Origin of the sequence: Methylobacterium sp. 174MFSha1.1, from assembly GCF_900116815.1 — a bacterium.
Taxonomy (GTDB): Bacteria; Pseudomonadota; Alphaproteobacteria; order Rhizobiales; family Beijerinckiaceae; genus Methylobacterium.
The window spans coordinates 45,981-69,865 of the sequence record NZ_FPCB01000038.1 but is presented as its reverse complement, the minus strand read 5'-3'; the positions used below and the strand labels follow the sequence as shown (position 1 = coordinate 69,865).

Here is a 23,885-nt window from a genome sequence, read left to right as displayed (position 1 = left end):
ATCGCCGCGGTCAGAGAGGTCTTGCCATGGTCAACGTGACCGATGGTGCCGATGTTGCAGTGCGGCTTCGTCCGCGAAAACTTTTCCTTGGCCATATCCATCACCTGCGGCAAGCCCGCCCACGACGTCCAGCCGGGCGGAAGGCGCGGCCCGCTTAGAGGGTTAGCGCCGGTTGATCAAGTCCGCCGTCGTGCGGCCCCCCTTCAGGGGGTCCCCGCGACGCGTCGGCGCCCGACGCTGCGGGCATAGGCCTCCGCCGTCTCGCGCTCGTGGTCGGAGAGCAGCTGCTCCACGGCGCCGACGAGGTCCGGCGCCTCGGTGAAGCCGGCGGCGACCAGGGCCACCGCCTTCGCCCGCGCGGCGTCGCGCTTGGCCGGCAGGCAGATATGCTGCGCCCGCACGGCGAAATGCTCGGGCGTCTCGTGGCGAATGCGCGCGGCGGCGGATTCCCGCGCCAGGCAGCCCTTCAGCCGCGCGATCGCCGCCGCCTCGCGGGCCGGCCGCGCCACCTCGATCGCATGGGTCGTGGTCACGTGGCCCGGTCCGGACAGGGCAGCGAGCAGCAGCGGCATCACGGCGCGCATGGCGAGGTCCCGGCGTGTTTGTTCCTGTTCCGTTCCATACCACCTCTGATTCCCTGCTGCCAAGGTAACCGGGTGGACGGATGGGGACAACGTGGGGACAGCCCCCGCGCAAGGCGGGGGCCGGATCGGTCAGGCCGCCGCCGGAGCCTCGCGGCTCGCCAGGAACGCCGCGTGCTCCTCGGCGAGCGCCCCCGACAGGGCGCGGGCGATCAGCGCGCGGGTCTCCTCGACGCCGTAGAGCGCAACGAAGGAGCCGAAGCGGGGTCCGCGGGCCTCGCCGAGGAGGATGCCGTAGAGCGTGGTGAACCAGGTCTGCGACACGCCCGGACGCCCGTCCGGGCTCTTCGACTTGCCCGACAGGTCGGGGAAGTGGCGCCGCCCGACCTCGTAGACCGCCGCCTGCAACGCCTCCGGATCGGTGGAGCCGGTATGCGTCGCCAGCGTGTCGGAGAGGTCGCGCAGGGCGGCCGCCTCCTCCTCGCTCGGAGCCCGGTAGGTCTTGGCCGGCCGCACGAAATCGCGGAAGTAGCGCACGGCGTGGTGGACCAGCCGGTCGAGGCGCGGATGCGTCTGCGGCGAGGCCTCGGGCGCGTAACGGCGGATGAAGCCCCAGAGCACCGCCGGGTCCTCGGTATTGGCCACCGCCACGAGGTTGAGCAGCATCGCGAACGGGATCGCCCCGCTGTTGCCTACCCGCTCCGGCGCCGGCGGCGCGCCGGCATGCAGGTGCCAGACCGGGTTGCCGAGCTTCAGCTTCGGATCCTGGACCGGGAACTTCTCCAGGAAGGACAGGTAGTCGTCGACGTGGCGCGGGATGACGTCGAAGTGCAGCCGCTTGGCCTCCCGCGGCTTGTTGTACATGAACAAGGCGAGGCTCTCGGGCGTGCCGTAGGCCAGCCACTCGTCGATGGTGAGCCCGTTGCCCTTCGACTTCGAGATCTTCTGGCCCTTCTCGTCGAGGAAGAGCTCGTAGTTGAACCCCTCGGGCGGCTCGGCGCCGAGGGCGCGGGCGATCTGGCCCGAGAGCTTGACCGAGTCGATCAGGTCCTTGCCGGCCATCTCGTAATCGACGCCGAGCGCCACCCAGCGCATCGCCCAGTCGGGCTTCCATTGCAGCTTGGCGTGGCCGCCGGTGACCGGGGTCTCGTACGATTCGCCCGTCTGCGGATCGCGCCACACGATGGTGCCCGAGGACACCTTCACCTCGTCGATCGGCACCTGCATCACGTGCCCGGTGACCGGGTGGAGCGGCAGGAACGGCGAGTAGGAGGCGGAGCGCTCGGCGCGCAGCGAGGGCAGCATCACCGCCATCACGGCGTCGTAGCGCTCCAGCACCCGCATGAGCGTCGCGTCGAACCGGCCCGAGCGGTAGCACTCGGTGGCGGACAGGAACTCGTAGTCGAAGCCGAACGAATCGAGGAAGCGGCGCAATTCGGCGTTGTTGTGGGCGCCGAAGCTGTCATGGGTGCCGAACGGATCGGGCACCGCGGTCAGCGGCTTGTTGAGGTTGTCGGTGAGCAGCGCCTTGTTCGGCACGTTCTCCGGCACCTTGCGCAACCCGTCCATGTCGTCCGAGAAGGCGACGAGGCGGGTCGGAATGCTGTCGTTGGTCAGCGTCCGGAAGGCGTGGCGCACCATCGAGGTGCGGGCGACCTCGCCGAAAGTGCCGATATGCGGCAGGCCCGAGGGGCCGTAGCCGGTCTCGAACAGCACCTCGCCTTTGCCCGTCCGCTCCAGCCGGGCGACGAGCTTGCGCGCCTCCTCGAAGGGCCAGGCGGACGCGGAGGCGGCGGCCTCCGCCAGGGCGGGATCGATGCTGAATGCGGACATGGCCATCGAGGCCGCGCGCGGCGCGGCCTTCCGGTTGAGGGTGGACGGGAGCCCGGCACCCTATGGGCCGCGCTCCCGAGGGTCAACGCGAGACGATCCGTTACGCGTGGGCGGGCTCGCGCGCCGTCGCCCCGGCCGCCTGCTGACCGGCCATGATGTCGGCCAGGATCTCGTAGGAGCGCAACCGGGCTCGGTGGTCGTAGATCGCTCCGGCGACCATGAACTCGTCGGCGCCCGTGCGGGCCGCGATGGCCTCCAGGCCCTGGCGCACCGTCTCGGGCGAGCCGACCACCGAGCAGGCCAGCATGCCCGAGGCCTGCAGCTTCTCGTGGCCCGACCAGTAGGTCTCGATGTCGTCGATCGGCGGCGGCAGCTGGCCGCGGGTGCCGCGGAAGATGTTGGTGAAGGATTGCTGCGCCGAGGTGAACAGGCGCCGCGCCTCGCCGTCGGTCTCCGCCGCGATCACGTTGACGCCGACCATCGCGTGGGGCTTCGCGAGTTGCGCCGACGGCTCGAAGCGGGCGCGGTAGACCTCCAGCGCCTGCATCAGGGCATCGGGCGCGAAATGCGACGCGAAGGCGTAGGGCAGGCCGAGCATCGCGGCGAGCTGCGCCCCGAACAGGCTGGAGCCGAGGATCCACAGCGGCACGTTGGTGCCCGTGCCCGGCACCGCCTGGATCACCCGCCCGGCATCGAGCGGCCCGAGCAGCGTCTGGAGCTCCAGAACGTCCTGCGGGAAATGGTCGGAGGCGGCGGGGTCGCGGCGGAGCGCCCGCAGGGTGCGCTGGTCGGTACCGGGCGCGCGGCCCAAGCCCAGATCGATGCGGCCCGGATAGAGCTCGGCCAGGGTGCCGAACTGCTCGGCGATGACCATCGGCGAGTGGTTCGGCAGCATGATGCCGCCGGCCCCGACCCGGATCCGGTGCGTGCCCCCGGCGATGTAGCCCACCACCACCGAGGTCGCCGCGCTGGCGATGCCTGTCATGTTGTGGTGCTCGGCCACCCAGTAGCGGGTGAAGCCCCACCGGTCGGCGTGCTGCGCCAGGTCGAGCGTGTTGCGCAACGCGTCGCCGGGCGAGGACCCTTTCGGGATCGGCGCGAGGTCGAGGATGGAGAGTGGCGGCATCGGCGGATCCCGGATGTGAGTGCGTGTCCCCTGCTGGTTTGGGAAGATTTGGCCGGGTGCGGCGGAGCGCAAGATGGGGTTGAGCGGGTGGGCCATGCGTGGATGCGGATGCGCCGCCGTCAGGCAGGGTCATCAGAGATCGAACGAGATGAACCGGCCTTCCGGCGCGAGTTGATGGATCAAGTCGTAATCACCGCGGTCGGCGGTCAGGACAGGAATACCGGCGCGTGCCGCCGTCAGGAAAATCAGCGCGTCGTTCAGGCATTCCTTCAGTTGTGCACGCTGAAAATCCTGCACACGCGCGAGCGTGCCGGCGATCAGGCCGGCGTCGACCCAGACCTCCGCGTCCGGCACCAGAAGGCGATTGGCCGGGATAGCTGCGAACACGGCCGCATAATGATTGCGGATCGCGCTCCAGCCGCGCGCCGAAGCGGCATTGGCGATCCCGGTCGCGATTTCGGAGAGGCAGATTGTGCAGTGGAACAGCCGTGAACGGTCGACGAATGTCGCGACCGACTCGGGAAGCTTGCCGCTGGCGTCCAAGATGTAGACGTTGGTATCGAGGAGGAGCGGCAGCTGCGACCGATCGCTGAAATCCGCGACCGAATCCAGCATCTCACGAGGACGCCGAGCAAGCCGCGTCCGTCGCTTCTCGGGCTTCCGGCGCCGGAGATGCGCGCGAAGATCAGAAGTCAAGCGAATGCTTGTCGCCGAGATTTCCACGCAGCCGCTTGAGGACCTCGGCCACCGGATCCGGACAGGCCAGAGCCGACAGCGCGACGACACCGAGTTCCTGGACGGAGGAGATCCCCGTTGCACGCATAGCGGCTTCTACCAGGGCCGCGGGCGCCTCGAAGCTCAGCTGCTCGGTACGCTCCCCAAGCAGGCCGGCATCGCGCGCGTCGTCGAGGAGCGCAGCATGGGCTGTCGTCACGGTCGATCGCATCGCTTGCCACCCTCGATCCCGTCGTGATGATAGGGAGAGCCAGGAGGTCGGACAAGCGCGACGCAGCGAGAGCCGGCTTGCCGCGCCGGCCTCTTTCGGAAAGGGTTCTATCAGCGCCGCCCCATCCGCGATGGTCGCATCCGCGGGTCCCAAGAAGGCTGGCGCGCGGGAGGATCCATGACCGAAAGACCTTCGGCGGGCGTGTTCGATCTCACCGGCCGGGTGGCGGTGGTCACCGGCGGCAATGGCGGCATCGGGCTCGGGATGGCCGAGGCCCTGGCCGGGGCCGGCTGCGCGATCTCGGTCTGGGGTCGCGACGAGGCCAAGAACCGGCGCGCCCTCGATCGGCTCGAAGCCACGGGTGCCCCGGTCGCCGCCGAGATCTGCGACGTCGCCGACCCTGCAGCCGTGCAGCGCGCCTTCGACGCGACGCTCGCGCGCTTCGGCCGGGTCGACGGGCTGTTCGCCAACGCGGGAGTCGCCGGCGGCGGGCGGCGCTCGTTCCTGGAGCGGGAGCCGGAGGAGTGGCGGCGGACCTTCGCGGTCAACCTCGATGGGGTGGTGGCGAGCTTCCAGGTGGCGGCCCGGCACATGGCCGAGCGCGCCGGCCGAGGCGACGCCTTCGGGCGGCTCGTCGCCACCTCCAGCGTCGCCTCGCTGCTGGGGGCGGCCCGCAACGAGCATTACGGCGCCACCAAGGGGGCGCTCAACGCGATGGTGCGGGCGCTGGCGGTGGAACTCGCCCGCTACGGCGTGACGGCGAACGCGATCCTGCCGGGCTGGATCGAGAGCGACATGACCGCAGGCCTGATGGCGAACGAGAAGTTCGTCAACTTCAACCTGCCGCGCATCCCCGCCCGCCGCTTCGGCCGGCCGGAGGACTTTGGCGGCATCGCCGTCTACCTGATGAGCGGGGCCTCGGCCTACCATACCGGCCAGGTGCTGGTGATCGACGGCGGCTACACGGTGGCCTGAGGAGAACGCCATGGCACGCTTCACCGACAAGGCGGTCCTCGTCACCGGTGCCGGCAGCGGCATCGGCCGCGCCTCCGCCCTGCTCTTCGCCCGCGAGGGCGCCGCCGTCGCGGTGGTCGACCGCGACGCTGCCGGCGCCGAGGAGACCGCCGCGCTGATCGCCTCCGAGGGCGGCCGGGCGCTGGCCCTCGCGGCGGATGCCGGCCGCGAGGCCGACGTGACCGGGTTCCTCGCCGCCGCCGAGCGGGAATTCGGCCGGCTCGACGCGATCCACGCCAATGCGGGGATCGGCGGCGGCACGGTGCCGTTCATCGAGCAGAGCGTCGATCTCTGGGAGGAGGTCCTGCGGATCAACCTGATCGGCGCTTTCCTGGCGATCAAGCATGGCGGGCCGCTTCTGCTGCGCCACGGTGGCGGGGCGATCGTCTGCACCGCCTCCGTCGCGGGCCTGCGCGCCAACGCGGCGGGCGCGGCCTATAGCGCCAGCAAGGCCGGGGTGATCAGCCTGGTCCAGACCGCCGCGGACGCCTTCGCGGGATCGGCCTTACGGATCAACGCCGTCTGCCCCGGCCTGATCGAGACCGGCATGACGGCGGGCCTGTTCGCCGCGGCCCGCGCGAAGGGCAAGGCGGACCGCATCGGCCAGCTCAACCCCGCGCGCCGGGCGGGCGCCCCCGAGGAGATCGCGGCGGCTGCCGTGTTCCTGGCAAGCGACGAGGCGTCCTACATCAACGGACAGGCGCTCGCCGTCGATGGCGGACTGTCGAGCACGCATCCGTTCGTGCCGCGGCCGCCGCGGGTTTGAAGGCTGCTCTCGAAGACAACGGTCGGCGCCCGTCGGCCCGGATTGATCGTGCCGGGCCGGGGGCAGCCACCACCTCTCAGGCCGCCCGTTCCAGGGGCGTAATCCGCTCGAGTTCGGTGCCGATCTCGCGGCCAAGCGATTCGAGTTCGAATTGTCGCTGCAGGTTGAGCCAGAATTCCGGGGTCGTCCCGAAATAGCGCCCGAGACGCAGGGCCGTGTCGGTCGAGATGCCGACCTCCTCCGAGGCGATCCGCTCGATGCGCGTGCGCGGCACACCGCAGGCTCTCGCGACCGATCCCGCCGACAGCCCGAGCGGGACCAGGAACTCCTCGCGCAACACCTCTCCCGGATGCATCGGCGGTAGAACGATGTCGTTCTGGAACTCAGCTGCCATACCATCCTCCTCGATCAAGGATCGATCCCGGACATCAATGATAATCGACGATCTCCACCTGATCCGGCCCCGCTTCCGTCCAGCGGAAGCAGATCCGGTACTGATCGTTGATCCGGATCGCGTGCTGGCCGAGGCGGTCCCGTTCGAGTAGATGCAGTCTGTTGCCCGGCGGTTGCTTTAAGTCGTCCAGCCTTCGGGCGGCATCGAGCATCTTCAGCTTACGGCGGGCCACACCCAGAATCGTGGCGGGCACGCCCTTCGGTGCACGGCCCCGAAACACCGCCTCGGTCCGCTCGTCCACGAAGCCCTGGATCGCCACGCCACGTCCCGTTCTCAGCCGCATTCTGTATCATGCAGCGATACAGACATGTCAAGGCGAATGTCTCATCGCGTGATACGGACAGGTGACGATCCAGTAGGTCGGGATGATCGTCCCAGAAGCCGTACGGCCGGTTCCATCGTCCCGGAGGCGCTGCTCAGAACGGACTGACCGGAAAGAACCGCAGGTACAACTCCGCGTACTTCCCCTCGTCCCACAGGCGCTGGAGCGCGTCGTCGAGGGCACGGGCCAGGGCCTCGTCCTCCTTGCGGGTGACGAAGGCGGTGCCCTCGCCGAAGTAGCGGTTCTCCAGGTAGTCGCCGCCCGAGAAGGCGCAGCATCCCGCGGCTTCCGTGCCGCCGATCCACAAGGCCAGGGCCAGCCCGTCGCCGAACAGGTACTCGATCTCGCCGCGGCGCAGGGCCGCCTCGGCGGTGCCGAGATCGGGATAGGTCTTCGGGGTCGCGTGGAAGAAGGTCCGGAGATACGCCTCGTGCGCGGTGCCCGAGACTACGCCAATCGGGTGCTCGGCGATCACCTTGGCGTCGGGCGCCGGCAGGCTCTTGTCGCCGCGCACCGCGAAGCGCGCCGGCCACCGGAAATACGGCCGGGTCGCCCGATGGTTGGCCCGCAACGACGCGGTGAGCGGGAGGGCGGCGGCCACCACGTCGCCCTGGTTGGCCTGGAGCGCGTCGAGCAGCGTGTCGAAGCGGCGAACCTGCACGGTGCAGGTCAGGCCGAGCTTCTCGCAGGCCGCCCGCGCGAGCTCGACCGAGAACCCCGTCGGGTTGCCGTCCGGCCCGGCGAAGTGCAGCGGCGGATACTCGTCGTCGGTGAGGAAGCGCACCGGCCGCGTCGCCTGCGGCGGCTCGGGCCGCTCCAGCCGGGCGCGGGGGTTCCAGAAGTTCGGGATCGTCACCGGCTCGGCGGCCGCCGCCGGCAGGGCCGCGAGCACCAGGAATGCCGCCATCAGGCCGCGCATCTGACGCTGCGGCATCCGCGCCACGGTTGCGAAGAATCCGCGGAACGGGAGGCGCGACGCTGTCGCGGGGACGGGGAGAGCCATAGGCTCTCCTACCACGAACCTCCGCCGGGGGGAGCCGGCATCGTCGAGGGCCCGAGATGTTCGTCGAGGTCCGGTCTCCGCAGGGCGCCGCCATCGTCCTGCCCGGCGAGCTCGCCTTCCTGCTCGGGCAGGGCGTCGATCTCGACCTCGTGCGCGAGGCCGCTCTCCTCGCGCGCCGGGAGGGCGCGGAGCCGGTGGCGGCCCTGCTGCGGGCCGGATTGATGAGCGAGGCCGATTACTACGCCGCCCTCGCCCGGGCGCTGGGCCGGCCGTTCCGCGGCGCCGGCCTCGTCCTGCACGCCGACGTGCGGTTTCCCGACGACATCCGCCTCGGCGCCGCGGTCGGGGCCCTGGGAGAGATCTTCCTCGCCCCGCCGCCCGGGGCGGTGGCGGCGCTCCTCGCCGCCGGTGCGCCGCCGGGTGCCGTCCTCACGACGCCGGCGGCGCTCTCGGGCGCGGTCCTTGAGACCGCCGGCCCCCGCGCCGCCGCCCGGGCCGCCGAGGCGCTGGAGGTGCGCGCGCCCGACTGGGCCTACCGCCCGGGGCTGCATCCGGGGCAGATCCTCGTCCTCCTGCTCGGCCTCGCGGCGGCCCTGCTCGTCCTCGACGCCGCGCCCTGGCTCCAGCTCGCCGCCCTGGCGCTCCTGAACTTCACATTCCTGGCAGTGATCGTCTTCCGCCTCGCCGCCCCCCTGCTGCGGCCCGATCCCTTGGCCGATCCCGCACCGGTCCCGGAGGCCGAGCTGCCGGTCTACACCGTGCTGGTGGCGCTCTACCGCGAGACGAAGGTGGTGCCGCGCCTCGTCGGCGCGCTCGCCCGCCTCGATTACCCGGCCTCGAAGCTCGACCTCAAATTCGTGATCGAGGCCGACGATGCCGCCACCGCGGCGGCGCTCGCCGCCCTGCCGCTGCCGGCCCGCTTCGAGGTGGTGACGGCGCCCGCCGGCCTGCCCCGCACCAAGCCGCGCGCCCTCAACGTCGCCCTGCCGCTCGCCCGCGGCGAGCACCTCGTGGTCTACGATGCCGAGGACGTCCCGGATCCGGGCCAGCTCAGGGCCGCGGCCGCCTCGTTCCGCGCCGGCTCCGACCGGCTCGCCTGCCTGCAGGGCCGGCTGGTGATCGACAACACCGACGATTCCTGGCTCACCCGCTGCTTCACCCTCGAATACGCGGCGCTCTTCGACGTGCTGCTGCCGCTGCTGGCGGCGGCCCACCTGCCGGTGCCGCTCGGCGGCACGACCACCCATTTTCGCGGAATTAGGTAGCAAGCTCACCCACGCCAACGCTTACCGTTGACCTCGTGTTCCGGTACGATGGCGGCATGACCGATCCCATCCGCCGCTCTCGAACCGACACGTTCGAGCATACCATCTCCGGCTTGCTGACGAAGCGAGCCGATCTCTTTGGGGAGGCAGAGCGCATCCGCGACCGCTTGGCCGAGATCAAGAACGACGTGGCAGCTTTGGATCGGGTTCTCTCCACTCTCGGCTACCAGGGCGATCTAGACGCCGCCATGCCGCGTCAGAAGCGTGAAGTGCTGTTCGGCAGGGGAGAGCTAACCCGAGGCTGTCTGGACGCCCTACGCGAGGCTACAGGGCCGATGACGAGCCGGCAGGTGGCTCAGGCCATCCTGTCGCTCTCAGGGCATGACGCACGCGATCGGAAGCTGATGACGGAGCACACGCGGCGGGTGTCCAAGGCGCTGCGCATCCTTAAGGAAGGCGGGAGCGTGCGGCAGACGGCGGATGGACGAGGTAACGTGTTATGGGCAACTGCCATATGACGGTTAAAAATTAATTATTCGTTTATTATCAGTCGCTTGATCTGCCGAGGAGGCTGCCTTGTAAGGCGCCAACCTCATAGGCTGATGAGTGCTGGGGCCGCTTGCCAAATCGATCCGAACGCACTACCTACAGAGCATCTCATCCACCAGCGCAAGCGTCAGTGTGGAAGGAGTTCCGGCCCCGTTTCCTCCTTGGAAGCGGGGCTAGCCATTTGAGGTATGCTGTTCCCAGCGCCTTTGCAGCTTACGCTGAGAGTGAATCAATGGGACTGGATAGGCGGTCCACGGGAGAACGTATTCGCCGCGGTCAGCCAAGATAAAAAGGTATTCTGCGCTTTCGCACCAAATATACACGCGCGTATCGTTTTTGACAACTTCATTCCATATTTTCAAGCATGCATCGTTGGCGTTATCAATAATTGCTCGCGGCCAAGAAATGCGCTCGCATCGGCGAAGATCAGGGGTCCTTTCTGCTTCGACGCTGCCTTCAGATATCAAATGCCAAAAAGTTGACTCTCGATCCTGTTCCATAGGGTGGCGCTTCATCCCAACTCTTTTACCCTTAAATTGAAGTGGATCCTTCATCAAGCTGCTACGAAAAATTTCGTATACAGCATCAATATATTTATTCCAGTCTCCATCGCAATCGCTTAGATGAATTGTCTCGGGAAGCCACGCCGGCATCATTGCTCTTCACGGCCCTGCCATACGAGAATATTAAACTTTTCTTCTTTGTAGAGGGTGCTTCGATTTAGCCCATAGCCGCTTCTTTGCGCGATGCGCTCAATCAACGACAGCTTTGCGGCGCTTGTATTCTTACCCCTGAATTTGTAAGACAGGGCACCAATCAAAACATCGGCGAGCTGAGATTGGGCTGCCTCATGCGACCTGATATGCTGAACTTTCCTAATCATGTTTCTTTGAAAGTCATAAGCATTATTGCACAATACGTCATGCAATTTCTGAGATTTAGAGTGACTTTTTGTATCTTTAATATCTAAATATATATTGTAAGAGTCGAGGGGCTTAAGTATCACTTTTATCATATTAAAATACATTTTATAATACCAATCATCATGTATTTGGTTGAATTTATTATGATCTATTATAGATTTGTCTGGTATGACAAGTGCGCGGAAATGTATATCGCTATCGTCAAAAAAATAGTCTACAAGGTCCATATACATCTGAAGTTTAGATTGACCGACCTTGGTCCACTTGAACTCGAAACTTGGCGGCATGCCGTGGCGTGCGCGTATATCTTTTATTCTCTGAGATATTTCGTATCGTTTATGTTCTGCGCACCAGATCGCGCCGAAGACCATCGCCGTTTGGCGGTCCCTTTCCAAGTGGCATGACTCGTCGCAATAAACGTTGATCAGGTCTGTCATGTTGAAAGATTTAGCGCATTTTTTGTCGTTCGCAAGCTACTTAGAGCGCTGCCAGTACCCCTTCCACTGACGCGACACGGGATGCGCGAGCGCCGCGCCCGCCATCATGAGGTACTGAACACCGTTGCTCTTGCGCCGGTGATCCTCACGCCAAGCCATCTCACCGGCATAGGCGCCAAGGTACTGCCCGCTGATGCGGTGATGGATGCCCATCTCAGCGCGCCGGAGGCGGGCAAAGTATGACTCGGCCTGATTGGTGCAAGCCTCGCCGTCGCTGTAGCTCTCAGAGTGGTTGATGCGCTTCGTCAGGAAGCGGGCGTGGAGCTTGTCCCACCCGGCAGCCTCGTCAGCGTACACGGTGCTGCCGAGAGCGATCCTAGCGGCCACGGTGGCGACTGAAGCGCCCTCAGAGGCGGCCACGAAGGAAACGGTGCGGCCCTGCCGCTCACGGACCACGATGACCGACTGGCGCTTGCCGGACTGGTTCTCGGCCTTGCGGCGATCCTTCCGATCCGCCTTGCGGTTCTCGGGACGGACGTGGCCGCCGAAGTAGGCGCCATCAACCTCGACCTCGCCAGAAGCGGTGTGCTCAGCCGTCTCAGCCGCTACGGCCTCGCGGAGCTTGTGCGAGAGGACGAACGCGGTCTTGTACTGCACGTCCAGATCGCGAGAGAGTTGAAGCGCGCTGTGGCCCTTGGCACCGTTCACGAAGATCGCGATGGCGAGCAGGTAGGTGCCGATCGGCAACTTGCGCGACGCGAAGATGGTGCCGGACGTGACCGAGAACTGATGCTTGCACGCCTTGCACTTCCACAGCTTGCGGGTGGTGATGAAGCTGTGCTCAAGGCCGCCGCAGCGCGGGCAGACCGGATCGCCGCCGGTATCGCACCAGCGGATCAGGCGGAAAGCTTCGTGAGCCTCTTCCTCGCTCATGCGCGCGACCTTCGCCAGACTGAGCGTCCGGGCCGCGCGAGAGAGGAGGAAGTGCTGTGCCATGTCGCCAACGTTTTCCGTTGGCATTGGTGATAAGCACGGACAGAGTGGGCGTCAACGCTTTTCGTTGGCGTTGACGATCATCGTGGGCGAACCTACCTTGAGCGGATGACACCAGAGCAGAGCCGAGCAGCCCGAGGATGGCTGGATTGGGGTCAGGCGGAGTTGGCCGCTGCCGCCTCCGTTTCGCTGTCCACCGTGCGGGACTACGAGAAGGGCCGTCGCGTTCCGATCGCGAACAATCTAGCGGCAATGAAAGCTGCCCTGGAAGCGCAGGGGATCGCGTTCGTGGACGACGGCGGGACATTGGGGGTGCTCTTCAAGGGAAGAGCAGGAGAGGCCTAGCGCTTCCGTTTAGGACGTTGATCGGGTGGCAGCCACCAATTCGGCGGGTCGTATTCGGCCGGTCGCCTTACAAAGCGTCCGTCCTTTGTCGGCACGAAGTTAGGTAGCAGCGTGCGTTCAATTTGATCCCTGCTGATGCTAAAGTGAAGATCAGCGTATGGCATCGTTTTATCGGGCGGCTTGCGGTTTGGAGGCGCAACGACTGCAAGCTTCTTTTGGGGGAACCTTTCTTTAAAGACGCGAGCAGTCGCCGCTTGGTCGGAGTCGGCGCTAACTAGATAGGCCCAATCGTACAAATCATCAGTTCCATCTATTATTAATGAAAGCGCCACATTTATATCGGATTGCTTCTCTGAATATCTTCCAATTTCATCGTTATAAATGTAGTGCCCCTCAATGACATCAACACCGCTCGCAACCTGAGCGTTATTGAATAGGCGATGCCGCGCGAGCGAGTCAGGTTTGTGAAGCGGCATGGCGGTGCAGAACACAACCCGGCGCAGACTCAAGGCTTGCGGCGCGCACAAAAGCTCGGAAAGCCGCCAGAGGTTGCACCATTTCAGGAACGGCTCCCCCATCTCCCGGACAGGGTGGTAGAGGTTGAAGCCGTCGATGTAGACCGCAGCCCGGAGAGGCTCCGTTTCCTCTTGCATTTCCGACACGACGACCCTACCTTCCGAACGTCAACGTTGCCCTGCTCACAGGGCGACAGCCCCAGCGCGAGGCCTCGGCCGGCGTCTGGGGTTTTTTCGTTTCGGGCTACGCGCTGGATCGCCGCGGCAGATCGTGCTATGGCAATAGCGTTGGCGCGAGGCCGCTTGCCTTGTTCCGATAAGGTGGAGGTAGAGGGACTTGCACCCTCGGGGCGTTGGATGGACAGCCGCACCCCGCACTGTGCTACCCCCGTAAGAGGCAATCAGACGCACTAACGCCTGACTGCTCCATGCGGGTCTATCTTCTCATGTGCCACCTACCTCTCTGCGGCTTCCGGGCCACGGGTGGGAGTTGGGATTAGATGAGGCCGTCAAGATCCTCATCGTCAGAAGCCGTAGGCGTCCGCTCTTCTGGATTAGCGCCTGCGGCTTCATCTTTTTGAGCGGAGGGGTACCAGCCCCCATTGCGTCGCTCAATAACGTGATCCTGCGCGTGCAAGGCCCACAGCGTTCCTCGGATGCTGTTCAGCTTGAACCCTGTCGCGTCCTCAATCTGGCGCGTCGTTATTCCCGGGCGCTCTGACACTAACTGTGCCACCCGCGGTTTAACGCTCCCTGGCGTGGCGCGACCCGTATCTTCTCCCCCGCCGAAGGCGGGGGGAGGGGCGATTGGGCGTGCAGCCTCACCCTTAGCCTCGGAGGCGATAGGCAACATCGGCGCTACGACCGGCCCCGTTGGAAGGATGGTGCCGATCTTGTGCAAAATGTCAGCCGTAGCCTCTACGCGGCCAGCGGCCCGCCCCGCTTCAAACGCCTCTGTCATGAGGCGTGCCTGATGGCTGGCGAGTTCGGAAAGAATGTCGGTCAGTTCGCGCACGGCACCCAAGCCTCGTCACTGAAGCCTTCGTATCATGACATTACCGATGCCGGCAACATATAACGACAGCTAGTGTTATAATTCTTATTATAGAACGATATGTACGATATTACGGTCGAGAAAGGTTTTGGCGAACCAAGTTTCTAGCCCCCAAGCCGCAACATTCTGTTGTGATGTCAACGAGGGCTAGGCCCTTCAATGATGTCCGCCGCGATGCGGCAACCCGGGCATATGCACCAAGCTCCCCGAACCGGAACCTCGTGCCGGTTATCCCGGCGCCGTGTAGCAGGCGAGCCGCCCAACCCGGGGCGCTAGCGCAGAGAAAATGCCCTTGCGGAAGAGCACCTTTTAGTTGATGCGGATCATCGCAGAAGAGGCCATGCTCCAAGCGCCTGATTGGGCATTGGAGTGCGCGACATGAATATCTGCAAAACCACTCAGCATATGGCGAGGCAGCGTCACGGCTTTACTCCTAAGCCGTGCTGGATTTCCCAAATTTTACGCGACAGCGGCAAGGTGATGCGGTTGGCTCACAACCGCAAATCGCCCCTCAGCCACGTCTACCCGTGCCCGAACGATTGGCGCCGCGCCGCCATCATCGCGATCTTGGCCGAACTAGGCGTGCTTGGGCCGATCCCGCTCGCGGGTGAGTCTGCTACCTAATTCCGCATTTTCGTACGCGGGTGCTGCGCGACCTGCACGGCTGGGACGCCTGGAACGTCACCGAGGATGCCGATCTCGGCCTGCGCCTCTCGCTCGCCGGCTACCGGGTGGGCGATCTGCCGCTCTCGACCCTGGAGGAGGCGCCGGCCCGCATCCGGCCCTGGCTGCGCCAGCGCACCCGCTGGATGAAGGGCTTCGTCCAGACCACGATCACCCACAGCCGCCACCCCGTCCGCGCCTTCCGGCGCCTGGGTCCCCTCGGCCTGCTCTGTGCCGTCGCCATGGTGCCCGGCACGGTCGTCTCGGCCCTGGCCTATCCGTTCGGGATCGCGCTCGCGGTCTGGCACCTCGCGGCCGATCCGCTGCCGGCGGCTCCGGACTTCGTCGCCAACCTGGTGACGGCGACGGGCGCGACCGTCTTCGCCGCCGGCCTCGGCGCGATGGGGCTGCCGGCGCTCGCCGGCTGCCTGCGGCGGGGCTGGTGGAGCCTCGCGCCCTGGGTGCTGATGCTGCCGCTCTATTACGGCCTCGTCAGTGCGGCGGCCTGGCTCGGCCTCCTCGAATTGCTGGTAGCGCCCTATCGCTGGAACAAGACCGAGCACGGACTCTCCGCCACCTCCCGCACCGGGGCGATGCGGGAACGCGGGATCGTCAGAGCTGGCGCGCCACCTCGGCGGCGGCGTCCTGGGCCGGGCGCATCAGGTTGAGCGCGCCGACGAAGTGGCCGCGCCCGTCCATGATGTAGACCAGCGCCGTGTGCTCCATCGTGTAGTCGCCCTCCTTCAGCGGCACCTTGCGGCTGTAGGCCCGGTAGGCCTTCACGGTGGCGGCCACCGCCTCGGGCGAGCCGGTCAGCCCGACGATGCGGGGATCGAAGCTCGACAGATACTCCTTGAGCGCCTTCGGATCGTCGCGCTCGGGGTCGACGGTGACGAACAACGCCTTCACGTCGTTCCCCTTCGGCCCGAGAGCCGCCAGCACGTCGGAGATCTGCTGCAGGGTGGTCGGGCAGATGTCCGGGCAGTGGGTGAAGCCGAAGAACACCAGGTGCGGCTTGCCGGAAAAGTCCCGGTCGGTGACGGTGCGGCCGTCCTGGTTCACGAGCGTGAACGGCCCGCCGACGGCGCTGGTGCCGGTGGCCGGGCGGCCGAGCATCAGGCTGGCGGTGAGGCCCAGAACCGCGAGGCCGAGGGCGAAGACGAGGAGCGGGATCGCGGCGCGGCGCATCCGGGGCGTGAGGGGCATCGGCGGATTCTTCCTGGGGCTTGCCGGGGGCGGACGGGGCCGGTGGAGCACCGCCGGCCCGCGGCCGCAAGGAGGCACGGGGTCACCCCGGAAGAACCGGGCGCCGGGTTGCTCAGGGAAGACGACTGCTCGCGCGGTGGGCGCAGCACTGCCCTGCGCCTGGGCAGGCCCAGGTAACCGGACCCTATGTTGCGTTGCGTCGCCCGCTCTCCTATCGGTCGCGCCAACCGGTTCCGCGCCTCCCCGCGGCTCCGACCCCGATTCTCGAAAAGACCGATCAAGAAGACCCGCCATGGCCGACAAGCTCTCACTGCCCAAGGACAAGATTCGCGTCCTGCTGCTCGAAGGCATCAACGACAGCGCGGTGTCGCTGATGGAGGCGGCCGGCTACGTCACCGTCACGCGGCTGGCCAAGGCCCTCGATCCGGCCGACCTGCACAGGGCGCTCAAGGGCGTCCACATCCTCGGCATCCGCTCGCGCACCCAGCTCGACGAGGCCGCCTTCGAGGCCGCCGACCGGCTGATGGCCGTCGGCTGCTTCTCGGTCGGCACCAACCAGGTCGACCTCGACGCGGCCCGCCGGCGCGGCATCCCGGTCTTCAACGCGCCGTTCTCCAATACCCGCTCGGTGGCCGAACTGGTCATCGGCGAGATCGTGATGCTGCTCCGCCGCATCGTGCCGCGTTCGGTTTCGGCCCATGTCGGCGGCTGGGACAAGTCGGCGAACGGCTCGTTCGAGGTGCGCGGCAAGACGCTCGGCATCGTCGGCTACGGCAATATCGGCTCGCAGCTCTCGAACCTCGCCGAGGCGATGGGCATGCGGGTGATCTTCCACGACCTCACCGACCGCCTGCGCCACGGCAACACCGAGCCGGTCGACAGCCTCGGCGCGCTGCTCGCCCAGAGCGACGTGGTCTCGCTGCACGTGCCGGAGACGGCCACGACCCACAACATGATCGGCGAGGCGCAGATCCGGGCGATGAAGCCGGGCGCCTACCTCATCAACAATTCCCGCGGCACGGTGGTCGATCTCGACGCCCTGGCCTCGGCCCTGAAGGACGGCCACCTGCGGGGTGCCGCCGTCGACGTCTTCCCGGTCGAGCCGAAATCGAACAGCGAGCGCTTCGTCTCGCCGCTCCAGGGGCTCGAGAACGTCATCCTCACCCCCCATGTCGGCGGCTCGACCGAGGAGGCGCAGGAGCGCATCGGCGCCGAGGTGGCGCGCAAGCTCGTCGACTATTCCGACATCGGCTCGACGGTCGGCGCGGTGAACTTCCCGCAGGTGCAGCTGCCGGCCCGGCCGACCGGCCTGCGCTTCATCCACGTGCAGCGCAACCTGCCGGGCATGCTCGGGCGCCTCAACGAGACCTTCGCCCGCAAGCACATCAACATCGCGGCGCAGTTCTACCAGACCGACGGCGAGGTCGGCTACGTGGTGGTCGAGACCGACGCGACCGACGTCGATCCGGAGGCCCTGCTGGAGGAGCTGCGCTCCATCGACGGCACGATCCGGGCGCGGCTGCTCTACGAGCGCCGCTGAGGTCGAGAGGCGGGGACCGGCCCCCGCCTCCTCACGCCCGGCGCGGCAGGGACGCCCCGAGCGCGCAGCCGGCGAGGTAGACCGCCAGCATCAGGGCGGCGGTCTCGAGCCAGAAGCCTTCGCGCCCCGGCACCGCGAGGGTTCCCCCGGGCACGAGGCCGGCGAGCGTCGCTGCGCCTGCGGCGAGGGCGAGGAGCACGACGAGGCCGGCGGCGAGGCGCGGGCCCCGGCCGGTGGGCGGGCCGGCGAGGCGGCCGGTGCCGGCTCCGATCACGAGCGCGGCGACGAGGCCCGGCCAGGCGACGGAAGCGAGAATCAGCACGATGGGCCTCACGAGCGCAGGGCGAAGGCGACCGCCCGGCGGTCGGCGGCGGCCTCCGCCGGCGCGGCGGCGATCCGGTCGGCCGGGATGCCGGCCTTGAGCAGGTAATCGACGATCGCGGCGGCGCGCCGCTGCGGCAGGCCGGGATCGGGCATCGCGGGCGTGTCAGCGGGTTTGGGTGCGGGTTTCTCGGCCTGCTTGCCGGGTTTCGCCGCGGGCTTCGCCTTGGAGGGGGCCGGCACCTCCTTCGGGGCGGGCGGCGGCGCGGTGCCGGGCGGGTCGTCGTGGCCGGCGACCTCGATCCGGGCCTGCGGGCAGGCGCGGGCGAGGCCAGCGACCTCGTCGAGGACGGGGTAGAAGGCGGCCTTCAGGTCGGCGCTGCCGGGTTCGAAGCGCAGGGTCGGTTCGGCGGCGAGCGCCGCGAAGGTCTCGCGGCAGGCCGCCGGGTCCCGGACCAGGGCGGCGCCGCGGCCCTCGACCGCGACGTCGATGCGCCAGCCGGGCGGCGCGATCCGGGCGGCTTCCGCGGCGATGCGGCGTGCGCTCTCGGGATAGAGCCCCTCGCCGGCGACGCGCAGGGTCTGGTCGCGCACCGTGACCTCGCCCTCGGCGAGCTGGGCGAGGATGCCGATCCCGGCGGTCAGGCCGTCGAGGAGGGCGGGCGGCGCGCCCTCGGCGAGCCGGGTGCGGTCGACGATCCGCTCGCCGTAGAGGGAGGGGCGTAAGGTAGCCCGGATCGCGGCGCGCGCCTCGGCATCCGGCAGGTGGCCGGTGAGGGTGAAGGCGTCCGGCCCGCGCCGGACCGTCACGACGTAGGGCGAGACCCGGCTCGCCGTGAGCGCAACCGTGCCGCGGGAGATTCCGGCCGGCAGGGCGCCGGCGAGGGCCTCGGCCTCGCGCACGGCCTGGCCGTCGATGGCGGCACCCCGGATCGACAGGGCCGCGCCGTCGAGGGAGACGCTGCCCTCCCGCACCAGGGCCAGGGCCGCGAAGGCGCGGTCGGTCAGCGCCCGCGCGTCGATCCCGGCGGGAAGACCGCGGGCGGTGCGCATCGTGTCGGTCACCGGGGCGCCGTCGGCGAGGAGCCGCGCGGCGGCCAGGATCGCCGCGCGATCGGCCTCCGACACGGCGTAGCCGTCGAGCCGGATGCCGTCGGGGCCGCGGCTCGCCGACCAGGTGAAGGGCGAGGCCAGGGCCGGCTCGACCGCGACCTCGCCGATCGTGAAGCCGGCGGGCGGCCGGGCGAGGTCGGCCTTGAGGCCGGCATAGGCCTCGACGCTCGCCGCCTCGCCGTGGACCGAGAGGGTGCGGTCGCTCATCGCCGCGGTGGCGCCGGGCTTCAGGTGCTGCGCTTGGGCGATGAGGAAGCGGGCTCCCTCGGAGAAAGTGTCGGGCGCGCCGCGGGCGGCCCGCGCGGCGTCGCGCAGGAAGAGGCCGGCGGGCAGGCCGGCGCCCAGGGTCTCGGCGAGCGCCGCGCGGCCGATCTCCGCCGGGCGGTGGCCGATGAGGTCGAGGCGGTCCGGCGTGCGGTGGACGACAGCCCAGGTGAAGGGCGAGACCTCGGCGACGAGGCCGAGGCGGTCGAGGATCCGGCGGTGGCCCGGCACGGCGGCGAGCGCGGCGCGGGCCTCGTCGAGGGCGGCCTGCATCGGTGCCTCGCCGCTCGCCACGAGGTCGCGGCCGCGCACTTCGACCCGCAGCCAGGGCTCGGCGCCGTCGCGGCCGGTGCGCGACGCGATCGCCCCCGCAGGCGCCTCCAGGGCGGATTCGAGCCGCGGCTCGGCGACGGTCGTGGCCGCGACCCACGCGCCGGCGAGGAGAGGAAGGCCGGCGAGCCAGCCGATCGAGCGCATCGCCAACACGGAACCTCGTCGCGGACAAAAAAAACGGCGCGGAGGCGGGGGGCCGCGCGCGAGCCGCCACCCTGGCGGCGGTTTCCGGCATCAGCAAGGCGCGATGCGGCGCGGCAGAGAGTCGACGAAGGGGAATCGGAGAAGCGGAATCGAAAAAGGGCCCCGGCACGGAGCCGGGACCCTGAGAGACGTCCGGATACGGTCCCCGAGGGGACCGGTCTCGCGACTTAGAAGTCGCGCTGGACGCGCATGCGGACCTGGAACGTGTCCGCGTAGTTGGTGGTCGGCAGGATCGCGCCGTTGGCGGCCACCGGCAGGCCGGCGGCGTTCACACCGGCGGCGACGCCGCCCGGAGCCTTGTTCTGGTCGATGGCCCGGCCGTTCTTGATGTCGACGCGGTTGTAGAGACCCTCGACGCCGATATCGAGGTCCTTCACCGGCGACCAGATCAGGCTCGCGCCGGCGACGATCTGGCTGGTGTCGCGCAGCGCCGCGCTGAACAGGAAGTTGCCGGGGCTGTTGACCGGGTTGCCGAGGCCGTTGAAGTTCAGGCCGCCGAGCAGCGCGCGGCTGGTCTTGCCGAACGACATCTCGCCGTAGCTGCCGATGATCGCCGACCGCCACTCGGGCGCCCAGTAGTGCAGGTACGACCCGACCACCGTCCAGCTGGTCGACAGCTCCATCTTGCCCGTGAGGGGATTGACGGCGGCGTCGGTGAAGTAGGTCGCGAAGGGCGAGCCCTGGGTGTTGCCGGCGCTGGCGGTGTAGGAGCCGATATAGGTGGAGTAGCCGGTGTAGAGCTGCGCACCCTCACCGTACGAGCCCTGCAGGTACAGGGAGTCGCCCGGAGCGATGAACGGCAGGTTGAACTTCAGGCCGCCCTGGATGGCCCAGCCGTACTCGGTGTTGACGCGGGGCGTCACGACCGTGCCGGGAGCGATCGCGGCACCGCCGAAGGTCAGCACGCTCGCGGCGTTCTGGGCGTTCAGCTCGTGCACGGCGGCCGAGAGCTGGGCGGAACCCCAGGCGGCGTCGTAGCGCAGCACGCCGACGAAGTCGGGCATGCGGTTGGTCTGGCGCAGGTCGTAGAACGCCTCACCGACCGGCACGCCGGCCGCGTTGGTGGCGATGACCGGGGTCAGGTTGGCGGCCGCGGCGGTGAAGACCGCGAACTGGCTCGCCGCGTTGCCGGCGGTGGCGGTACCGAACAGCGGGGTCTTGCGGAACGTCGGATCTTCGATCGAGATCGTCGCCGAGAAGCCGTCGCCGAAGGTGGCGGTGTAGGCGAGCAGGTTGGTCGAGGCGACGTCCGAGCCCAGCGAGGTGCCGATGATCTCGAAGTCGTGGGCGTAGAAGTCGTAGAACGAGGCCGCGCGACCGGCGGTGAGGCCGGCGAACTGGATGAAGGCCTTGTCGACGTTCACGTATTGCTGGGCGCGGCCGAACGTGTCGACGCCGAGCGCCGGGAAGGCGTTGGCGATGCGCTGCTGCGTGCCCGAGTTCAGGTAGGCGCCGGTCCGCGAGGCGAGCTCGAAGCGCACGAAGGCGCGCAGCGTGCCGTAGGCGGTCTGCGTGCGGGCGTCGAGGTTGAGGCGGCCGAGGCCGCGGTAACCCATCAGGTCGCCGTTGTTGCTGCCGCGCTGATAGCCCTGCGAGTAGCCGGCCTCGAAGCGCGCGCGGCCGGAGACGCGCAGGCAGGTATCGGTACCGGGAACGAAGAAGAAGCCGGCGCCGTAGGCCGAGCAGACACGAACGAATTCGACAGGCGCTGCCTTCTTGATCGGCAGATCGGCAGCCTGCGCCCCTGCGACAACGGTCAGGCCGGCAGCCGAACCCAGCAGAAGGCTCTTCACGAGCTTCATCGAGACCTCCAAAGTTTCGAGACCCTGGGGGTGAACGACTGTGTCTCGACGATCCTACGGGAGCCGAACCACGCCACTCTTATCCCCTTGCGCCCGGCGCTCCCCTCTGGGGATGTCTTCCGGGCCGCACCGGGGTTGTCCCCGGTGCAGAGGCACCATGTGCTAGGCGCTAACAGCGATCAACCGGGATCAGCGCCCGGGACGGCCAAGTCACCGGCTTTCGGCCTCAATGTTGCACAGACGCCACGAAAGCTTACGCGGGTCAGCTAAATCCGGCGTCCCGCGCGCGAGCATCGCAGTTCTCGCGCGCCATCTCTGTCGTCCCTTGGACCGGGTGCGGCTCCGGTGGCCGCGACCCGAACCGGTCCGTTCGTGCGGGGAATCAGCCCTCCAGCTCCTCGCGCATCATCTCGAGTTCGAGCCAGCGCTCCTCGGCGCCGGCGAGGTCGGCCTCGGTCGTCGCCAGGGTGCGGGAGATCGCCTCGAAGCGGGCGGGGTCGCGGGCGTAGAGGGTCGGGTCGTCGAGGGCGGCGCGGAGCTTCGCCCGGTTGCCCTCCAGCGCCGCGATTCGGGACGGCAGGGTCTTGAGCTCGTGCTGCTCGTTGAAGCCCAGGCGCTTCTTCGCCGACGGGCGGCTCGCCACCGCCTTCGGAGCCTCCCTGGCGACGTCCTTCGCGCCCTTCGGGGCCACGACGCCGCGCGCCTGCACCCCGACGCCGCGCTGGGCGACCATGTCGGAATAGCCGCCCGCATAGGCGACCCAGCGCCCCTCCCCTTCCGAGACCAGCACCGTGTCGACCACCCGGTCGAGGAAGTCGCGGTCGTGGCTGACCAGGATCAGGGTGCCGGCATACTCGCCGAGCATCTCCTGGAGCAGGTCCAGGGTCTCGAGGTCGAGATCGTTGGTCGGCTCGTCGAGGACGAGGAGGTTGCCGGCCTCGGCCAGCGCCCGCGCCAGGAGCAGCCGGTTGCGCTCGCCGCCCGACAGCACGCGGACCGGCGTGCGCGCCTGCTCGGGCGAGAACAGGAAGTCCTTCATGTAGCCGACGACGTGCCGGCTCTGGCCGCCGACCTGGACGCTGTCGCTACCGCCCCCGGTCAGCACGTCCGCGACGGTGCGCTCGGGATCGAGGGCGCTGCGGCGCTGGTCGAGGAGGTTGAGGGTGACGTTGGCGCCGACCTTCACCACGCCGGAGTCGGGTTCGAGGCGGCCGGTGAGCAGGTTGACAAGCGTCGTCTTGCCGGTGCCGTTGGCGCCGACGATGCCGAGTCGGTCGGCCTTCGCGATGCGCAGGCTCAGGTCGCGGACGATGGCACGGTCGCCATACGACTTCGCGACGTCGCGCGCCTCGACCACCAGGGCGCCGGAGGCCTCGGTCTCGCTCACCGTCAGGGTCGCGGCGCCGACGGGCCCGCGATGCTCGCGGGCCTTGCGGCGCAGCTCGTGCAGGCCGGCGAGCCGCTTGACGTTGCGCTTGCGCCGCGCCGTCACGCCGTAGCGCAGCCAGTCCTCTTCCATCGCGATCTTGCGGTCGAGCTTGTGGCGGTCGCGCTCCTCCTCCTCGAACACCTGATCGCGCCAGCCCTCGAAGGCGGAGAACCCCTGATCGAGCCGCCGCGTCGTGCCGCGGTCGAGCCAGACCGTGGACCGCGACAGGGATTCGAGGAAGCGGCGGTCGTGGCTGATGAGGACGAGCGCCGAGCGGCTGCCCTTCAGCTCGGCCTCCAGCCACTCGATGGCCGGCAGGTCGAGGTGGTTGGTCGGCTCGTCGAGGAGCAGGATGTCGGGCTCGGGCGCCAGCGCCTGGGCGAGCGCGGCGCGGCGCGACTCGCCCCCCGACAGCCGGGCCGGATCCTCCTCGCCGGTCATCCCCAAGCTCTCGAGCAGGTAGCGCGCCCGGTAGAGCTCGTCGCCCGGCCCCATCCCCGCCTCGACGAAGGACAGGGTGGTGGCGTGCCCGGAAAAATCCGGCTCCTGCGCGAGGTAGCGCAATGTCGTGCCGGGCTGGACGAAGCGCACGCCCTTGTCGGGCTCGATCAAGCCGGCGGCGACCTTGAGCAGGGTCGACTTGCCCGAGCCGTTGCGGCCGACGAGGCAGGTGCGGTCGCCGGGGCTGAGCGAGAGGTCGGCCCCGGCGAGCAGCGGCGTGCCGCCGAAGGTGAGCGCGATGCCCTGGAGGGTGAGGAGCGGAGGAGCGGCCATGGGGTGGGGGATTACGGCAGGCTCTTCCGAAAGGCGAGCCCGGGCGGATGCCGGAGACAGGCCCGAGCGGAACCGGGTGGCGACCGCGCCTTTCGATATCTGGGATTGGG

26 protein-coding genes are annotated in these 23,885 nt (G+C 68.2%); 8 read left to right on the top strand and 18 right to left on the bottom strand.

Features of this window, described 5'->3' with window-relative positions; all coding sequences use genetic code 11:
* The 6 genes from BM430_RS35085 to BM430_RS27335 all read right to left on the bottom strand — a co-directional run.
* On the bottom strand, nt 1–95 hold a 95-nt coding region (locus BM430_RS35085; RefSeq protein WP_131860583.1), incomplete at its 3' end, for a GTP-binding protein.
* 108 nt (nt 96–203) lie between these two features.
* A complete protein-coding gene (locus BM430_RS27355; protein WP_093570395.1) occupies nt 204–584 on the bottom strand; it encodes a hypothetical protein in 381 nt (126 codons plus the stop codon).
* Nucleotides 585–713: 129 nt separating this feature from the next.
* Nucleotides 714–2,414, bottom strand: coding sequence for a lysine--tRNA ligase (locus BM430_RS27350; RefSeq protein WP_093570394.1), 1,701 nt, complete (start codon nt 2,412–2,414; stop codon nt 714–716).
* Between the two features lie 100 nt (nt 2,415–2,514).
* Entirely contained in the window at nt 2,515–3,540 is a 1,026-nt protein-coding gene (locus BM430_RS27345) for an LLM class flavin-dependent oxidoreductase (RefSeq protein ID WP_093570393.1), read from the bottom strand.
* Nucleotides 3,541–3,672: 132 nt separating this feature from the next.
* A complete protein-coding gene (locus BM430_RS27340) occupies nt 3,673–4,155 on the bottom strand; it encodes a type II toxin-antitoxin system VapC family toxin (protein WP_244539680.1) in 483 nt (160 codons plus the stop codon).
* Nucleotides 4,156–4,225: 70 nt separating this feature from the next.
* The gene (locus BM430_RS27335; RefSeq protein WP_093570391.1) at nt 4,226–4,486 is read right to left on the bottom strand and encodes a hypothetical protein; all 261 of its coding nucleotides are present in this window, start codon (nt 4,484–4,486) and stop codon (nt 4,226–4,228) included.
* 177 nt (nt 4,487–4,663) lie between these two features.
* On the opposite strand from BM430_RS27335, the gene BM430_RS27330 reads away from it, so the two are divergent.
* Both BM430_RS27330 and BM430_RS27325 read left to right on the top strand, forming a co-directional pair.
* Nucleotides 4,664–5,461: an SDR family NAD(P)-dependent oxidoreductase gene (locus BM430_RS27330; RefSeq protein WP_093570390.1), complete on the top strand. Its 798-nt coding sequence runs from the start codon at nt 4,664–4,666 to the stop codon at nt 5,459–5,461.
* Nucleotides 5,462–5,471: 10 nt separating this feature from the next.
* Complete coding sequence (locus BM430_RS27325; protein ID WP_093570389.1) at nt 5,472–6,266, top strand: SDR family NAD(P)-dependent oxidoreductase; 795 nt, start codon at nt 5,472–5,474, stop codon at nt 6,264–6,266.
* Nucleotides 6,267–6,342: 76 nt separating this feature from the next.
* Here BM430_RS27325 and BM430_RS27320 read toward each other — a convergent pair whose 3' ends face one another.
* The 3 genes from BM430_RS27320 to BM430_RS27310 form a co-directional block, all read right to left on the bottom strand.
* Nucleotides 6,343–6,660: a HigA family addiction module antitoxin gene (locus BM430_RS27320; RefSeq protein ID WP_093570388.1), complete on the bottom strand. Its 318-nt coding sequence runs from the start codon at nt 6,658–6,660 to the stop codon at nt 6,343–6,345.
* Nucleotides 6,661–6,694: 34 nt separating this feature from the next.
* Complete coding sequence (locus BM430_RS27315; protein ID WP_093570387.1) at nt 6,695–7,003, bottom strand: type II toxin-antitoxin system RelE/ParE family toxin; 309 nt, start codon at nt 7,001–7,003, stop codon at nt 6,695–6,697.
* Nucleotides 7,004–7,136: 133 nt separating this feature from the next.
* Nucleotides 7,137–7,949 carry a transporter substrate-binding domain-containing protein gene (locus BM430_RS27310; protein ID WP_244539682.1) on the bottom strand — a complete coding sequence of 271 codons (813 nt, stop codon included), beginning with the start codon at nt 7,947–7,949 and terminating at the stop codon, nt 7,137–7,139.
* 152 nt (nt 7,950–8,101) lie between these two features.
* Between BM430_RS27310 and BM430_RS27305 the strand changes: the two genes are divergently transcribed.
* Nucleotides 8,102–9,310, top strand: coding sequence for a glycosyltransferase (locus tag BM430_RS27305; protein ID WP_093570386.1), 1,209 nt, complete (start codon nt 8,102–8,104; stop codon nt 9,308–9,310).
* Nucleotides 9,311–9,366: 56 nt separating this feature from the next.
* A complete protein-coding gene (locus tag BM430_RS27300; RefSeq protein ID WP_093570385.1) occupies nt 9,367–9,828 on the top strand; it encodes a hypothetical protein in 462 nt (153 codons plus the stop codon).
* Nucleotides 9,829–10,511: 683 nt separating this feature from the next.
* On the opposite strand, the gene BM430_RS27295 is transcribed toward BM430_RS27300, so the two are convergent.
* Nucleotides 10,512–11,219: a DUF3800 domain-containing protein gene (locus tag BM430_RS27295; protein ID WP_093570384.1), complete on the bottom strand. Its 708-nt coding sequence runs from the start codon at nt 11,217–11,219 to the stop codon at nt 10,512–10,514.
* Nucleotides 11,220–11,255: 36 nt separating this feature from the next.
* Nucleotides 11,256–12,215 carry an IS1595 family transposase gene (locus BM430_RS27290; protein WP_093570383.1) on the bottom strand — a complete coding sequence of 320 codons (960 nt, stop codon included), beginning with the start codon at nt 12,213–12,215 and terminating at the stop codon, nt 11,256–11,258.
* 105 nt (nt 12,216–12,320) lie between these two features.
* On the opposite strand from BM430_RS27290, the gene BM430_RS27285 reads away from it, so the two are divergent.
* On the top strand, nt 12,321–12,557 hold the full coding sequence (locus BM430_RS27285; protein ID WP_093570382.1) for a helix-turn-helix domain-containing protein: 237 nt from the start codon (nt 12,321–12,323) through the stop codon (nt 12,555–12,557).
* Here the strand turns inward: BM430_RS27285 and BM430_RS27280 are convergent.
* Both BM430_RS27280 and BM430_RS34265 read right to left on the bottom strand, forming a co-directional pair.
* Nucleotides 12,554–13,219 carry a PIN domain-containing protein gene (locus BM430_RS27280; RefSeq protein ID WP_143132142.1) on the bottom strand — a complete coding sequence of 222 codons (666 nt, stop codon included), beginning with the start codon at nt 13,217–13,219 and terminating at the stop codon, nt 12,554–12,556. The two genes, BM430_RS27285 and BM430_RS27280, sit on opposite strands and share 4 nt — an antisense overlap.
* Nucleotides 13,220–13,568: 349 nt before the next feature.
* The gene (locus BM430_RS34265; RefSeq protein ID WP_143132141.1) at nt 13,569–14,087 is read right to left on the bottom strand and encodes a hypothetical protein; all 519 of its coding nucleotides are present in this window, start codon (nt 14,085–14,087) and stop codon (nt 13,569–13,571) included.
* A 417-nt stretch (nt 14,088–14,504) separates the two neighbouring features.
* Between BM430_RS34265 and BM430_RS34260 the strand changes: the two genes are divergently transcribed.
* Nucleotides 14,505–14,750: a hypothetical protein gene (locus BM430_RS34260; protein WP_143132140.1), complete on the top strand. Its 246-nt coding sequence runs from the start codon at nt 14,505–14,507 to the stop codon at nt 14,748–14,750.
* A 20-nt stretch (nt 14,751–14,770) separates the two neighbouring features.
* Nucleotides 14,771–15,457 (top strand): glycosyltransferase family 2 protein, encoded by a 687-nt coding sequence (locus BM430_RS27275; RefSeq protein WP_244539679.1) that lies wholly within the window; start codon nt 14,771–14,773, stop codon nt 15,455–15,457.
* Here the strand turns inward: BM430_RS27275 and BM430_RS27270 are convergent.
* Nucleotides 15,402–15,995 carry an SCO family protein gene (locus tag BM430_RS27270; protein WP_093570380.1) on the bottom strand — a complete coding sequence of 198 codons (594 nt, stop codon included), beginning with the start codon at nt 15,993–15,995 and terminating at the stop codon, nt 15,402–15,404. The genes BM430_RS27275 and BM430_RS27270 overlap by 56 nt on opposite strands.
* 292 nt (nt 15,996–16,287) lie before the next feature.
* Here BM430_RS27270 and serA point away from each other — a divergent pair, with 292 nt between their 5' ends.
* Nucleotides 16,288–17,535 (top strand): phosphoglycerate dehydrogenase, encoded by a 1,248-nt coding sequence (serA, locus tag BM430_RS27265; RefSeq protein WP_093570379.1) that lies wholly within the window; start codon nt 16,288–16,290, stop codon nt 17,533–17,535.
* Nucleotides 17,536–17,566: 31 nt separating this feature from the next.
* Here the strand turns inward: serA and BM430_RS27260 are convergent, their stop codons facing one another.
* The 4 genes from BM430_RS27260 to BM430_RS27245 all read right to left on the bottom strand — a co-directional run bounded on the left by BM430_RS27260 (nt 17,567) and on the right by BM430_RS27245 (nt 23,775).
* Nucleotides 17,567–17,857: a hypothetical protein gene (locus BM430_RS27260; protein WP_093570378.1), complete on the bottom strand. Its 291-nt coding sequence runs from the start codon at nt 17,855–17,857 to the stop codon at nt 17,567–17,569.
* Between the two features lie 8 nt (nt 17,858–17,865).
* Nucleotides 17,866–19,710 (bottom strand): OmpA family protein, encoded by a 1,845-nt coding sequence (locus BM430_RS27255; protein ID WP_244539681.1) that lies wholly within the window; start codon nt 19,708–19,710, stop codon nt 17,866–17,868.
* 227 nt (nt 19,711–19,937) lie between these two features.
* Nucleotides 19,938–21,572: a porin gene (locus BM430_RS27250; RefSeq protein WP_093570376.1), complete on the bottom strand. Its 1,635-nt coding sequence runs from the start codon at nt 21,570–21,572 to the stop codon at nt 19,938–19,940.
* Nucleotides 21,573–21,954: 382 nt separating this feature from the next.
* Entirely contained in the window at nt 21,955–23,775 is a 1,821-nt protein-coding gene (locus BM430_RS27245) for an ABC-F family ATP-binding cassette domain-containing protein (protein WP_093570375.1), read from the bottom strand.
* Between the last annotated feature and the right edge of the window lie 110 nt (nt 23,776–23,885).